At 61.0% G+C, this 13,977-nt stretch carries 10 protein-coding genes and 3 pseudogenes; 1 reads left to right on the plus strand and 12 read right to left on the minus strand.

Features of this window, described 5'->3' with window-relative positions:
• Window positions 1–34 precede the first annotated feature (34 nt).
• The 12 genes and pseudogenes from AABM54_RS05790 to AABM54_RS05845 form a co-directional block, all read right to left on the minus strand.
• The gene (locus tag AABM54_RS05790; RefSeq protein ID WP_347904355.1) at window positions 35–1,045 is read right to left on the minus strand and encodes a hypothetical protein; all 1,011 of its coding nucleotides are present in this window, start codon (window positions 1,043–1,045) and stop codon (window positions 35–37) included.
• A gap of 30 nt (window positions 1,046–1,075) precedes the next feature.
• Complete coding sequence (locus AABM54_RS05795; protein ID WP_347904356.1) at window positions 1,076–1,501, minus strand: hypothetical protein; 426 nt, start codon at window positions 1,499–1,501, stop codon at window positions 1,076–1,078.
• Complete coding sequence (locus AABM54_RS05800) at window positions 1,491–1,985, minus strand: hypothetical protein (RefSeq protein WP_347904357.1); 495 nt, start codon at window positions 1,983–1,985, stop codon at window positions 1,491–1,493. Before AABM54_RS05800 ends, AABM54_RS05795 begins: the two co-directional genes overlap by 11 nt.
• A 124-nt stretch (window positions 1,986–2,109) precedes the next feature.
• Window positions 2,110–3,974 (minus strand): annotated as a pseudogene (locus tag AABM54_RS05805) (NAD(P)-binding protein).
• Between the two features lie 37 nt (window positions 3,975–4,011).
• Window positions 4,012–4,191 (minus strand): annotated as a pseudogene (locus AABM54_RS05810) (amino acid permease); the annotation flags it as partial.
• Window positions 4,192–4,218: 27 nt separating this feature from the next.
• Window positions 4,219–5,643, minus strand: coding sequence for a gamma-aminobutyraldehyde dehydrogenase (locus AABM54_RS05815; protein WP_347904358.1), 1,425 nt, complete (start codon window positions 5,641–5,643; stop codon window positions 4,219–4,221).
• Window positions 5,644–5,792: 149 nt separating this feature from the next.
• Window positions 5,793–6,635 (minus strand): ABC transporter permease, encoded by an 843-nt coding sequence (locus AABM54_RS05820; protein WP_347904359.1) that lies wholly within the window; start codon window positions 6,633–6,635, stop codon window positions 5,793–5,795.
• Window positions 6,625–7,573 (minus strand): annotated as a pseudogene (locus AABM54_RS05825) (ABC transporter permease). Before AABM54_RS05825 ends, AABM54_RS05820 begins: the two are co-directional and overlap by 11 nt.
• 1 nt (window position 7,574) lies before the next feature.
• On the minus strand, window positions 7,575–8,612 hold the full coding sequence (locus tag AABM54_RS05830) for an ABC transporter ATP-binding protein (RefSeq protein ID WP_347904360.1): 1,038 nt from the start codon (window positions 8,610–8,612) through the stop codon (window positions 7,575–7,577).
• A gap of 271 nt (window positions 8,613–8,883) precedes the next feature.
• A complete protein-coding gene (gene ydcS / locus AABM54_RS05835) occupies window positions 8,884–10,035 on the minus strand; it encodes a putative ABC transporter substrate-binding protein YdcS (protein ID WP_347904361.1) in 1,152 nt (383 codons plus the stop codon).
• An 86-nt stretch (window positions 10,036–10,121) separates the two neighbouring features.
• Entirely contained in the window at window positions 10,122–11,612 is a 1,491-nt protein-coding gene (locus AABM54_RS05840; RefSeq protein ID WP_347904362.1) for a gamma-aminobutyraldehyde dehydrogenase, read from the minus strand.
• Between the two features lie 101 nt (window positions 11,613–11,713).
• The gene (locus tag AABM54_RS05845; RefSeq protein ID WP_347904363.1) at window positions 11,714–12,628 is read right to left on the minus strand and encodes a LysR family transcriptional regulator; all 915 of its coding nucleotides are present in this window, start codon (window positions 12,626–12,628) and stop codon (window positions 11,714–11,716) included.
• Between the two features lie 650 nt (window positions 12,629–13,278).
• Between AABM54_RS05845 and AABM54_RS05850 the strand changes: the two genes are divergently transcribed.
• A complete protein-coding gene (locus tag AABM54_RS05850) occupies window positions 13,279–13,647 on the plus strand; it encodes a DUF6124 family protein (protein WP_347904364.1) in 369 nt (122 codons plus the stop codon).
• The last annotated feature ends 330 nt before the right edge of the window (window positions 13,648–13,977 follow it).

Here is a 13,977-nt window from a genome sequence, read left to right on the forward strand (position 1 = left end):
GCCCACCGCTGGCGTCATTGCCTGGACGCGTCGATCAGAGGCAGGTTGCACCCGGTTGCGGTACGTCACTCATTTTGATCATGCGCGCGAGTGTGCCGAGGCTTTCATCGTGCCCCCGTTTTGCGGCTTCCTGAAGACAGGCCAGCCCTCGAGGCATGTCGGGTTTGCCCCGATTTTCGTCCATCAGGTTGTAAGCCAGTGAGGCGTAGAGCGCTCCCGAATCGAATTTTTTGATGGCCATGATCAGGGTTTCATTGGCTTTGCCAGGGTCCTGGCAAGGGCCTTGGTGCTCGGTGTTGCCACGATCGCAATAGAAATACGAGAGCATGCCGGCTGCGGTCTCGTCCTTGTCTGCGTGGGTCAGCAGCAGCTTTTCGATCAGCGCCGGCGCTATCTCGGGTGACATCCCGGAGTACCCCAGACGGATCGCGTTGGTTGCCCCTTCGCTGGAGCCCTGTTCAGCGGCGTGCAAGTCGATCAGTTGGGCCAGCACGAAGAAGTACTGGGTCAGCAGATAGGTTTCCCGCGAACCATAGCCTTGATAGATATCGGCTTTGCGCACTTCGCGTTCCAGCGCTGTTTCGTTGGCCGGCACGTGCTCGTTAAGCAGGCTTTCGACCGACCACTCCTCGAAGCGCACCAGGTTCCAGCAGGTGTTTTTCTTGAACACGAAGGCCTGCAAGACATCGCCCAGTGTGTCGTGGACCACCAGCGTCACATCGTCGACCCAGAACGTTTTCAAACCGGCCTTGGCCTGCGCCTCGGAGTCGAGCAATGCCAGGGCACCGGGTTTCAGCGCGAGCACTTTGTGGCGGAGGGTGATCGGGTAGGCCTTGTCGTCATAGGCCACGCGTTGTTCGGTCACTGGCGTGGCGGTGTAGGTTTTTTGCAGCTCGGGGCTGACGGAAAAGGCTTTGACGAAGGTCGGCAAATCCTCGGACGGGCAGCCCGGTTCCGCCGCCAGGGCCGGAGTGGACACGGCCGTGCACAGCATCAGGCCGAACAGCTTCAGGCGCAGGGTGTTGAAGGAAAAAAGCGGGTTCATCGAGGGATCCATCACTCAGGAGTGGGCGAATTATTGACTTTGCGGGTCGCAGTACAACATCGAGCCTTCAGGGTTTTTCGGGTCTTTGGCCAGGATCGGCTTGCTGAGGCCATCGCCGTCGTAGTCTGGGCCGAGGGTTTTGCGCACCGTCTCGACGCTGGCGCTCAGGAACAATCCATGGACGGAAAACGGCCCGCGAAACGGGATGACGATGCTGCTCACCTTCAGCCCGTGAAAGCGTTCGCTGAGGCAGTAATGTGCAGCCTCATCCATGCGGCACGGTTCCAGGTTGCGCTCGGTGAAGTACTCGCCGCGAGGTTTCAGGGTGACGGCGTCGAGGTAGACATTTTCGATGCTGCAGGTGGCCAGGCCACTGAATTGTTCTTCCAGGCCCATGGCCAGGCAGTTGCCGGCGCCGCCCAGCAGCAGGCCAAGGCACAGTGCGCTACGTTTCATCACGGACCTCTTCTTTTAGTCCACAGGCCAGGTCCCTGGCGGTGCAATGGCGGTGCAGCACGCGGGCGCCGTAGATGGCGCCTGCCGACAGAACGATGATCAACGCGCTGTAGATGTACCCGCGGATGGGGTTCTGGGGAAAGTAGCCCCACACGGTGAGCAGCAACTCGATGGCCACCAGGGTCAGTTTGATACTCAGGTAGGGGATCAGCGCCATCAGCAGGTTGAACAGGCAAAACACCCAGAACAACGTCCACATCAGAATGCCCAGGCTGATCTCGCGTTTGATTGCGCCAAACCACGACTGGTAAAGGCCAACGCCAAAATACTGGATCGCCACCCACAGCAGCACCGCCAGCAGGTGCACCAACAGCGCCGAAAACAATCGGTTCTGGGTGTCGCGGCTCATGAGCGGCGGGGGCGGGAAAACGCTGCTCTGAAAACCATCAGGCACCGTTTTTGGGGCGGGGTGTTGCGGGGGCATTGGCGCATCCTTGCGGTGTGGCAGTGTTCAAGCGGCGGATAGTGCCGTAACTCGCGACGCTTATCCAGATCACCGCCACCGCGACACCGTGCCCGATTCCGTTCGGGCGCGGTGTTGATGGGCCTTAGCTCACTTCTGCGACGGCCCTGTACGCTTCATCAATCGCTGCGTGGGCGTAGGCGCTCCACGCCGCGTCCGAGTTGGCGATGCTGACCCGTCCTACGGGTTTACGCGCCAGGTTCATCAGTTTTTCGCTCTCATCGGAATCGTCGTACAGGCTGTTGGAGAAATACGCATAGCCGTGGGACCAGCGGTTGACAGTGATCGCCAGAATGTCGGTCTCCTGATTAAAACCACCCGGGGCCGAGCATGCGCTGTAACTGGTCACGCAGTTGCGCTTCGAGCACTTCGAACGTTTGCCCGTACAAACGGCCGCGGCCGGCGCGGGCCTGATCGCGAGCGTTCATGCCGCTGTTGGGGCTGGTGGGCACGTAGACCATGTGCAGGCCAATCGGCTGGCTCGGGTCCTTGGGATGGTCGTAACCGCCCATGCTCACCGGGTAGTCGAGCTTGATGCGGCTGTAGGGTTGGGTGGCGGCGTAGATCTCATGCACGCCGAGTTTCTGGAACGACTGCCAGTTGCGAATCACCACTTTGGTGTACACCAGCGGGAACTTCACGTTCTGGCTCAGGGCGTGGGATTGCGCTGTCGACAAATCACGCAGCAAGTACGGAATCATCATGTTGTAGCAGGCCATGATGCAGTGTTTACCGCGCACCTGACTGAGCTGTCCGCCACGGCTGTAGCCGATGTTCACGGCAGTGCCGACGTTGCGCACGCTGACCGCCGTGCTGTTGAGACGAATACGCACCGGGGTTTTCGGCTGGTCGAGCCTGGCGTAGTTGAATGGCGCCAGGACGATGTCGTCCATGGTGTGCCCAGGCGCCACGGCCGGGATCAGGCTGCGTACCAGCAAACGTGCCAGCGACGCGTTGCCATCAGGGAAGTGATAGATGTAGGGCTCATCCATTTCGGCCTTGGCTTCTTCGCTCAGCGGTTTCAGATTCATCGCACTGAAACCCGGGAAACCAACGTTGTAGGCGTCGGCCGCCGCCACAGCGTCAATGCTCAGGGCCATGAAGTCGTTGGTCCGGCTCTGGAAGTACTTCACCGCGCTTTCCGATAACCCGACGTCCTTCAGCAGAAAATCCCGGTAACTGGTTTTTTCCAGGTGGCTGGTTTTCTCTTCAAGGGTCTTGCCCGCGAGGTAATCCCGGGGCGCCTTGTGCAGGGCAATCAGGGCTTCGCGGTCGGAGGGCGGCAGCGGGAAATCGTTGATGAAGTCGTCGATGGCGCGCGCGTGCAACTGGTCCGGGGCAATGTCGTCGGCAACCATCGGGGTCGGGTCGCCGGTGACCAGTTTGTCTTCGCCGAAGTTCTCTTTGTCGAAGAACACGGCACGGGAAAGCCCCAGGCCTGGGTAGAACTGGCGGTCGAAGGCCGTCTCGAAGCGCTTGATGTCGACACCGAGCTTTTTCAGCAGGCCGTTCACTTCCTTGCTGTAGAGATGGTTCGGCGACTGGAAGGCCTCGCTGCCGCCGTAGCCGAGGATCATCCGTCCACCGGCCGAGAATTCGTTGCGCTTGGCGTGGCCGCCAAAGTCGTCGTGGTTTTCCAGAATCAGGATGCGTGCCTGCGGATGTTTCTCACGGTAGAACCACGCCGCCGACAGACCGCTCAAGCCACCGCCGACCACCACCAGGTCGTACTCTTCGCTGATGGGCAGGTGATCGGTGTCGAAGGTCTTTTTCTCCCAGCCCATCTGGTGAGCGATCTCGAAGGCGCCAACGTGGCTGCCGCGCAGCCCGGTGAGGGCTGGCGGGTAGTAGCGGCCGTCGGGGGCGGCCCTGGAGCAGTTGCAGGGGAGTCATGCCGGCGGCAATGCTGATGGCGACGCCGTTGAGGAAGTCGCGGCGGGTGATGTCCATGTTCAATCCTTGCTTGTTGTTATAGGTCGCCCCTGATTCAACGTGAGTCAGAGGCGCTGCCATGGCCATAAGGTTTCCCGAGCCACCTGTAGCGCAGCCCCAGGACAATCACGATGGCGGTACTCAGGACCATGGCGTAGTTGATGTACCACGCCGCATCCGGCGTGCATGGCCAGGTGACACCATCGACCAGCGCGCCGATGTTAACCGACAGACCCCGGACGACGATCCTGCGATACTTTTTCTAGTGCTTGAACATCACGTGCCGCACGGTGGTGTAGTCCTCCAGCCCATACGCGGACATGTCCTTGCCGTAGCCGGACAGTTTCTGACCGCCGTGGGGCATTTCGCTGACCAGCATGAAGTGCGTGTTTACCCAGGTGCAGCCGTACTGCAAGCGGGCGGCGAGTCGATGGGCGCGGCCGACGTCGGCGGTCCAGACCGAGGACGCCAGGCCGTAGTCCGAATCGTTGGCCCAACCCAGTACCTGCGCTTCATCGTCGAATTGAGTCACGGACACGACCGGCCCGAACACCTCACGGCGGACGATCTCGTCGTCTTGCAGGGCGTCCGCCAGCACGGTGGGTTCGAAGAAGAAGCCATTGCCTTCCACAGCTTTTCCGCCCGTGACCAAGCGGATGTGCGGTTGTGCTATCGCACGCTCGACAAAACCGGCCACGCGATCGCGGTGCTGGGCGGTGATCAACGGGCCGAGTTCGGTGGCAGGGTCGTCCTGCAAGCCGTACTTGAGGGTGCTGACGGCAGCTCCGAGTTTTTCGACGAATTTCTTGTAGATGCCTTGTTGCGCGTAGATGCGGCACGCGGCCGTGCAATCTTGCCCGGCGTTGTAGAAGCCGAAGGTGCGGATACCTTCCACGGCGGCGTCGATGTCGGCGTCGTCGAAGATGATCACTGGTGCTTTGCCGCCCAGTTCCATGTGCAGGCGTTTGACGCTGTCAGCGGTGCTGGAAATGATGTGCGAGCCCGTGGCGATGGAGCCGGTCAGCGACACCATGCGCACTTTCGGGTGGGTCACCAGCGGGTTACCGACCGTAGGACCACGGCCGAACACCAGGTTAAGCACGCCTGCCGGGAAAATCTTCGACGCCAGTTCCGCCAGCCGCAGCGCGGTCAGCGGGGTTTGCTCCGACGGCTTGAGCACCACGGTATTACCGGCTGCCAAGGCCGGGGCGATTTTCCAGGCGACCATCATCAGCGGGTAGTTCCACGGCGCGATGGAGGCGATCACGCCCACCGGGTCGCGGCGAATCATCGACGTGTGGCCCGGCAGGTACTCACCACCGGCCATGCCGCTCATGCAACGGCTGGCGCCAGCGAAGAAACGGAACACGTCGGCAATCGCCGGGATCTCATCGTGCAACGCCGCGCTGTAGGGTTTGCCGCAGTTGTCCGATTCCAGTTTGGCCAACTCTTCGCCATGGGCCTGGATGGCGTCGGCGAGTTTGAGCAGCAGTAGCGAGCGGTCTTTCGGCGGGGTCTGGGACCAGCCTTCGAACGCGGCATCGGCAGCGCGCACGGCGGCGTCGACCTGGGCTTCGCTGGCTTCGTTGATGTCGACCAGCACACGACCCAGGGCAGGATTGAGCACCGGTTGGGCGGGGCCTTCGCCGGCGACCAGTTGGCCGTTGATCAAGAGTTTGGTTTGCATGGTTTTTGTCCTCTTCGAAGCAGTTCTTGTTTTTCTGCTGGAACCGGCCCTTGTGGGAGCGAGCTTGCTGTCGACATCTCTGTTGAATGTCAGTCAGTCATCGCGAGCAGGCTCGCTCCCACAAGGAATTGTTGTTGTCAGTTACGAAGTTATTTCCCGCCACTGCCCGCGACGCTTTCGCCGCCGCGTGTCAGGTAATAGGCGCCGAGGATCGGCAGCATGGTCACGATCATCACCAGCATCGCCACCACGTTGGTCACCGGCACATCGCGCGGTCGGCTGAGCTGGTTGAGCAGCCACAGCGGCAAGGTGCGTTCGTGGCCCGCAGTGAAGGTGGTGACGATGATTTCGTCGAATGACAGCGCAAACGCCAGCATGCCGCCGGCCAGCAGCGCCGAGCCCAGGTTCGGCAGGACGATGTAGCGGAAGGTCTGCCAGCCGTCGGCTCCCAGGTCCATCGACGCTTCGATCAGGCTGTGCGAAGTACGGCGCAACCGGGCGATGACGTTGTTGTAGACGATCACCACGCAGAAGGTCGCGTGCCCGACGATGATGGTGAACATTCCGGGCTCGATGCCCAACGTCTTGAAGGTCGCCAGCAGCGCGATACCGGTGATGATCCCCGGCAGCGCAATCGGCAGGATCAGCATCAGCGAAATGCCCTGTTTGCCGAAGAACTCACGCCGGTACAGCGCCGCCGATGCGAGGGTGCCCAGGACCATGGCAATCACGGTGGCGATGGCGGCGATCTCTGCCGACAGCTTGATCGCTTCCAGCACGTCGGGCCGCGAGAACGCCACGCTGAACCACTTCAGGGTGAAACCCTGGGGCGGGAAGCTGAACGCCGCGTCTTCGGTGTTGAAGGCGTACATGAAAATGATCAGGATCGGGAAGTGCAGGAACACCAACCCGCCCCAGGCTGCGATTTTCAGGCCAAGGGACGCTGAATCGCCTTGTTTTACCGACTCTTTTTTTCTTGAATCAGAGCGCATCGAAGGCCCCCAGGCGTTTGACGATGGACAGGTAAATGGCGATCAGCACGATCGGCACCAGCGTGAAGGCCGCGGCCATCGGCATGTTGCCGATGGCGCCTTGCTGGGCGTACACCATGCTGCCAACGAAGTAGCCTGGCGGGGCCGATCAGTTGCGGCACGATGAAGTCACCGAGGGTCAGCGAGAAGGTGAAGATCGAGCCTGCCGCAATGCCGGGGACCGTCAGCGGTAGAATCACCTGCATGAAGGTCTGCCGTGGCTTGGCGCCCAGGTCCGCGGACGCTTGCAGCAAGGACGGTGGCAAACGCTCCAGTGACGCCTGAATCGGCAGGATCATGAACGGCAGCCAGATGTAGACGAACACCATGAAACGCCCCAGGTGGGAGGTCGACAATGTGCTGCCGCCCACGCCCGGAATCCCCAGCACGAACTGCAACACCGGCTCCAGCCCCAGGTGCTGGACGAACCATTGCGCCACGCCGCCCTTGGCCAGCAGCAGCGTCCAGGCATAAGCCTTGACGATGTAACTGGCCCACATCGGCATCATCACCGCGATATAGAAAAACGCCTTGGTCTTGCCGGTGGTGTAGCGCGCCATGTAGTAGGCAATGGGGAACGCGACGATGGCGCTGGCAATCGACACCACGATGGCCATGCTCAAGGTACGCAGGATGATGTCGAAGTTCGACGGGTTGAACAGTGCCGCGAAGTTCGCCAGGGTCAGCTCTGGCGTAACCGACATGGTGAAGTCGTCGAAGGTGTAGAAACCCTGCCACAGCAGTGTCAGCAACGAGCCCAGATAGATCGCTCCGAACCAGATCAGCGGCGGCACCAGCAGCATCGCCAGGTACAGGTTGGGCCGACGATACAGCAGGTTGGAAAACCGGCGCAGCGGCGAGCCGCCGGCCGGGGTTCGAGTCATGGCCAAGGTGTTCATCTCACACCCCGCCCGCAACGGTGTCGTGCAACGGGATCATCGCCTCGCGAGCCCAGCGCGCGCTGATGCGCTGGCCGGTTTGATGCTGGGCGCTGATGTCCAGCCATTGGTTGTTGGCCTGGCTGATGTTCAGCGTCTGGCCGTTTTCAAGCTTCATCTCATAACGCGTGGCGCTGCCCTGATACTGAATATCGTGGAGCAGGCCGCTGACTTCGATTTCATGGCTGGCCTTGGGGCCTTCGGCGAAACGCACGTGTTCCGGGCGGATCGAAAACGGCTGTGGGTGGCCGCTCAGTTGTTGCGCCAGATCACCGCGAATCACGTTGGAGGTGCCGACGAACTCGGCAACGAAGGTGGTGGCGGGTTTCATGTACAGGTTGCGCGGGGTGTCGACCTGTTCGATGCGACCCTTGTTGAACACCGCCACGCGGTCGGACATCGACAGCGCTTCGGTCTGGTCGTGGGTGACGAAGATGAACGTGATGCCGAGCTGGCGCTGGAGCTTCTTAAGCTCGCTTTGCATCTGTTCGCGCAGCTTCAAGTCGAGTGCGCCCAAGGGTTCATCGAGCAGCAACACCCGTGGACGATTGACCAACGCGCGAGCCAGGGCCACGCGCTGGCGCTGGCCGCCGGACAGTTGCACGGGTTTACGCTCGCCGTAACCGCCGAGGGCGACCATGTCGAGGGCATCGATGGCGCGCTTGAGGCGCTCGGTTTTGCCGACACCCTTGACCTTCAAACCGTAAGCGACGTTGTCACGCACGTTCATGTGCGGGAACAACGCGTAATCCTGGAACACGGTGTTCACGTCGCGCTGGTAGGGCGGTAAACCGGCCGCTTCGGCACCGTGAATGCGGATCGAACCGGCGCTCGGCTGTTCGAAACCGGCGATCAGCCGCAGGCAGGTGGTTTTGCCCGAGCCGGAAGGGCCGAGCATGGAAAAGAACTCGCCGTCCTGAATGTCGATGGAAACCCGGTCTACGGCTTTCACTTCGCCGAACTGACGGGAAACGTTGGTGAACTGGACTGCAAGCGTCATGGTGCGGTGCTCCAAAAAGGCGAGGGTCGTCGCAGCGGCCCGGCCTGGACTTCTGAAAAAGCTGAATCGTGATCGATGGGCTAGTGAGCTTTTGTGGCTGAGATGCTCACTGTGGCGAGGGGGCTTGCCCCCGTTGGGCTGCGTAGCAGCCCTGAAACGGAGAACGCGGTTTACCGGGTAAACCGCGGTGGCTGACTCTGGGGCGGCTTCGCCACCCAACGGGGGCAAGCCCCCTCGCCACAAAAGCCCATCACCACAGGGGACCGGTGTGTTATCTACCGCCCATGATCGCGATGTAATCCTGGGTCCAGCGGCTGTACGGCACGAATTTGCCGCCCTCGGCCTGCGGGGTTTTCCAGAAGGCGATCTTGTCGAACTGGTCGAACCCGTTGGTCTTGCAGCCTTCGGCGCCCAGCAGTTCGCTGCCCTTACAGGCTGCCGGCACCGCTGGCAGCGAGCCGAACCAGGCCGCTACGTCGCCCTGGACTTTGGGTTGCAGCGACCAGTCCATCCACTTGTAGGCGCAGTTCGGGTGCTTGGCCTCGGCGTGCAGCATGGTGGTGTCGGCCCAACCCGTGACGCCTTCTTTCGGGATGGTCGAGGCCACGGGCTGCTTGTCGGCTTGCAGGCCGTTGACCATGTAGCCCCAGGTACTGGAGGCCGCGACGCCTTCGTTCTTGAAGTCGCTCATTTGCACGGTTGCGTCATGCCAGTAGCGGTGGATCAACGGTTGCTGGGCGCGCAACAGGTCGAGCACGGCCTTGTACTGGGTTTCGGTCAGTTCGTAGGGGTTCTGGATGCCCAGTTCCGGCTTGATCGACTTGAGGTACAGCGCCGCGTCGGCGATGTAGATCGGGCCGTCATAGGCCTGCACGCGACCCTTGTTGGCTTTGCCGTCCGGCAGGTTTTGCGGGTCGAACACCACGCTCCAACTGGTGGGCGCAGTTTTGAACACGTTGGTGTTGTACATCAGCACGTTCGGGCCCCACTGATAAGGCGTGCCATACACCTGCTTGTTGACCACGTACCACGGCCCGTCCTTGAGGCGCGGGTCGATGTTTTTCCAATTCGGGATCAGTGACGTATTGATCGGCTGCACACGCTTGCCGACGATCAACCGCAGCGAGGCGTCGCCGGACGCGGTGACCAGGTCGTAACCGCCCTTGGCCATCAGGCTGACCATCTCGTCCGAGGTGGCGGCCGTTTTGACGCTGACCTTGCAGCCGGTTTCTTTCTCGAAACCGGTCACCCAGTCGTAACTCTTGTCGCTCTCGCCACGTTCGATGTAGCCCGGCCACGCCACGATATCCAGCTGACCTTCGCCGGCACCCACGGTTTTGAGCGGTTCGGCGGCCTGAATGCTGGCGCTGGCCAGCAACGCGGTGGTGATTGCACTGAGCAGTGCGGTCTTGTGCACGAACATGGGGTTTCCCTCTTCTTTAATTATGGTCGGGGCAGTTTTGAACGTGATGACGCAGGCCTTTTAGGCTTTTTATTAGCTTAGTTCCGTTATTTCAGGTCATTGCCGTGGCGCGCCATGATGTGTCGCACCACGCTGTAGTCCTGGAGCGAATCACTGGATAAGTCTTTGCCATATCCCGAGCGCTTCAAACCGCCGTGGGGCATTTCGCTGACCAGCATGAAATGGCTGTTGATCCAGGTGCAGCCGTATTGCAACCGCGCCGCGACCTGCATGGCCTTGTCCAGGTTCTGGGTCCAGACCGAGGAGGCCAGGCCGTATTCCGAGTCGTTGGCCCAGTCCACCGCGTGTTCCAGTTCATCGAAACGGGTCACGGTGACCACTGGTCCGAACACTTCGCGCTGGACGATTTCATCGCCCTGCTTGCAACCGGCCAACAGGGTCGGTTGGTAATAAAAACCGGCACCGGAATGCACGGCGGCGCCGGTCACCCGTTCGATGTGCGGCTGGCCGAGGGCGCGCTCGACAAAACTGGCTACGCGGTCGCGTTGGCGGGAGCTGATCAGCGGACCAATCTCATTGTCGGCGTCGCGCTTACCGGCAAAACGCAGGCTGCTGACCGCCGCACCGAGGTCCGCGACCAATTTGTCGTGAATGCCAGCCTGGGCATAGATGCGGCATGCGGCGGTGCAATCTTGCCCGGCGTTGTAGTAGCCGTAACTGCGTACGCCTTCGACCACCGCTTGAAGATCGGCGTCATTGCAGACAATCACCGGGGCTTTGCCACCCAGTTCCAGGTGTGTGCGTTTGAGGGTCTTGGCGGCGGCCTGGAGGATTTTCTGCCCGGTGACGATGTCGCCGGTCAGCGAGACCATGCGCACTTTCGGGTGGCTGACCAAATGGCTGCCGACGCCTTCACCGCCGCCGCAAATGATGTTGATCACCCCGCGCGGCAGAATCTCGGCCAGCGCCGGTGCCAGGGCAAGGATAGACAGTGGCGTGTGCTCGGAGGGCTTGAACACCAGCGTGTTGCCGGCGGCGAGGGCCGGGGCGATTTTCCACGCGGCCATCATGATCGGGTAGTTCCACGGTGCAATCGAGGCGACCACGCCAATCGGGTCGCGGCGGACCATGCTGGTGTAGCCCGGCAGGTATTCGCCGCTGAGCTGGCCGGTCTGGCAGCGCACGGCGCCGGCAAAGAACCGGAACACATCGACGGTGGCGCTCAAGTCATCCTGGCGGGCGAGGTGCAAGGGCTTGCCACAGTTCAGCGATTCGAGGCGGGCAAGGAGGTCGGCGTGTTTCTCCACGGCATTGGCGATGGCCAGCAGGATGTTCGAGCGTTGCTGCGGCGTGGTGCGCGACCAACCGGCAAACGCACGGTGGGCGGCGAGAATGGCGGCCTCGACCTGCTCGGTGCTGGCCTCGGCAATGTGGGTCAGCACTTCCCCGGTGGCGGGGTTGAGGATCGGCTCGACAAAGCCCTGGCCTGCAACCAATTCACCATCGATCAGTAATGCGGTGAACAACGGAGTCTGCGCGCCAGTCATTTTTCGAGGTCTCTTTTCTTGTATGGCCATGGTGCTCCCGGTGACTGGGGGCCCGACCTTGTCTTATTGAGATAGAGATTAGAGGTCGGGGTTGAGGACGACAAATACCAAATACTGAAAGCGGCGTTCGATTAAATAGATGGCTTGCGTCCGGCGTGGGGTTGTTCGCGGGCGACCGTCAGAAACGGGTCGACCAGCGCCGGGCGGGCGGTGCCGCGGCGCCATGCAAGGCCGACATCGAGGGTCTGGCTCAGGTCGGCCAGGGGCCGTGCTTCAATGATGTCGCCTTCCAGTGACCACGGGCGGTAAGTCATGTCCGGCTGGATCGACACCCCCAGTCCGGCGGCCACCAGGCTGCGCACCGCTTCGGTGGAGGCGGTGCGCAAGGTGATGCGCGGTTGCAGGGAGGCAGCGGACCACATGCGTTGGGCGTTGCGGTCCATTTCATCGACATTCAGTTGAATCAACGGCTCGCGGGCGACATCGGCGAGGTTGATGCTGTCGTGCTCCAGCAGTGGATGCTGGGCCGGCAGCCACAGGCGATGGGGCGAGTGGGTGAGAACCTCGGTCTGTAAGGCGTGGCGGTCTTCAAGGTTGGAAAGAATCAGCACCCCCACATCGATTTCGCCGCTGACCAACAAGTGTTCGATGTACGGGCGTTCGTCTTCCATCACGCGGATGTCGACGTTGGGGTAGGCGCGCTGGAAGCGGGTGAGCAAATCCGCCAGGTAATAACCGGCCACCAGGCTGGTCACACCGACGATCAGTTGGCCGGCGACCTGATCGGTGCTCTGTTGCAGGCTGCGTTTGGCATTGTCGACGGTGGCCAGAATCAGGTGTGCCTGACGCAGGAACTGGTGGCCCTGATGGGTCAGGGTCATGCCCTTGGCGTGGCGGTTGAACAGGTTGACGCCGATTTCCTGCTCAAGTTGCTGGATCGCCAGGGTCAACGTGGACTGAGAAATGAACACCGCTTGGGCGGCGGCCGAAATCGAGCCGGTTTCGGCCACGGCAATGAAATGCCGGATCTGACGCAAGGTCATCATGGTGGAGATACCCGGTGGGCTGTTTTTATAGATTTTCCCGAGTGTATATCGTTTTTCTCGATGGCAAAGCCTGAGCACTGAGTTTGAGAAACGGGCGCGACAGGTTTCGTGCTGATTACCTGGAATCCTGGGTCGCACTGAATACCTGTGGCGAGGGAGCTTGCTCCCGCTGGAGCGCGAAGCGCTCCCAAAACAGGCAGTGACAATGTTTCTATAGGACCTCATTCGCCGGTTTTGGGGCTGCTACGCAGCCCAGCGGGAGCAAGCTCCCTCGCCACATTGGTTGTGCAGTTTCTGAGTTGTTTATTCCTTCCCCAAAGCCTCGGTCCGAGGCTACGTCGCCTTGCGTCGCTGCCTACACCTACGCCAGAATCCGCTGGCTTGTGCGTCTTGGGCCTGGCTCATATTGTTTCCGTGTCGCTGCCCATTCAGCGACCGGGTTTCGCAGCCTGGGTAATCTCTAGACGCACAACGTCCCCGTTCGTGAGCAGGTGCTCTCTATGCCTGTCAGTTCATGTTATGGCGGTTGTGCGTGGGAGACCTTCGGGTCTGCCGGTTCTAGAGTCCCGGTCTGCGAACCCGCGTACAGCTGCCACCTCCCTTTGCTTCGCAGCGAATCGTGGCAGCTCCATGACTCTAGGAGCATCACCATGTTCAAAGCCACCCCCAATCCTCCCGAAACCGATCCCGTTTCCCCCTACGCCTCCCTAGATTCAAAAGAACTCCACGCCGCTGCGCACCGTGCACTCGATCACTACCTGGTACTGCCCGAAACCAAGGCATTGTTAGCCGACCGCCGTCCCGGCTGCATTTTCGTCATTGCTCCCGACGTCGACTCTGAAACCCTGCTGGCCCATGCCTGCGAGACCCTCGCCTCGGTCAATGTCATGGCCAGCGACCTGGCATTTGAGCTCGAAGGTCCCAAGCGCAACACCGCACTGGCGATTCAGCAGATGATTTCGTTGGCCGAATTGGCGGTGAATCGTGCGCTGGATCACTTCGATCAGCCAGAGACTTAAGCACCATAGTGTGGCGAGGGAGCTTGCTCCCGCTGGAGCGCGAAGCGCTCCCAAAACAGGCAGTGATAATGTTTCTGAAGGATCTCATTCGCCGGTTTTGGGGCTGCTGCGCAGCCCAGCGGGAGCAAGCTCCCTCGCCACAAATGGTTTCAGCCACCGAGCGATGTATTCCTCAATGGCCAATCCACCACCTGTTTCTACACAAATAGCACTGGCAGCACCTGGCTCGTCTGACGGAAAGTAGCCCTCCCAGAGTGCAGACACGCTTTTCGCTCAGGATGAGACGCCGTGCATGACGGCTTATAAAACGCTGCGATCCCTCGGCTATAC

Origin of the sequence: Pseudomonas purpurea (assembly GCF_039908635.1) — a bacterium.
In the GTDB taxonomy this organism is placed as follows: domain Bacteria; phylum Pseudomonadota; class Gammaproteobacteria; order Pseudomonadales; family Pseudomonadaceae; genus Aquipseudomonas; species Aquipseudomonas purpurea.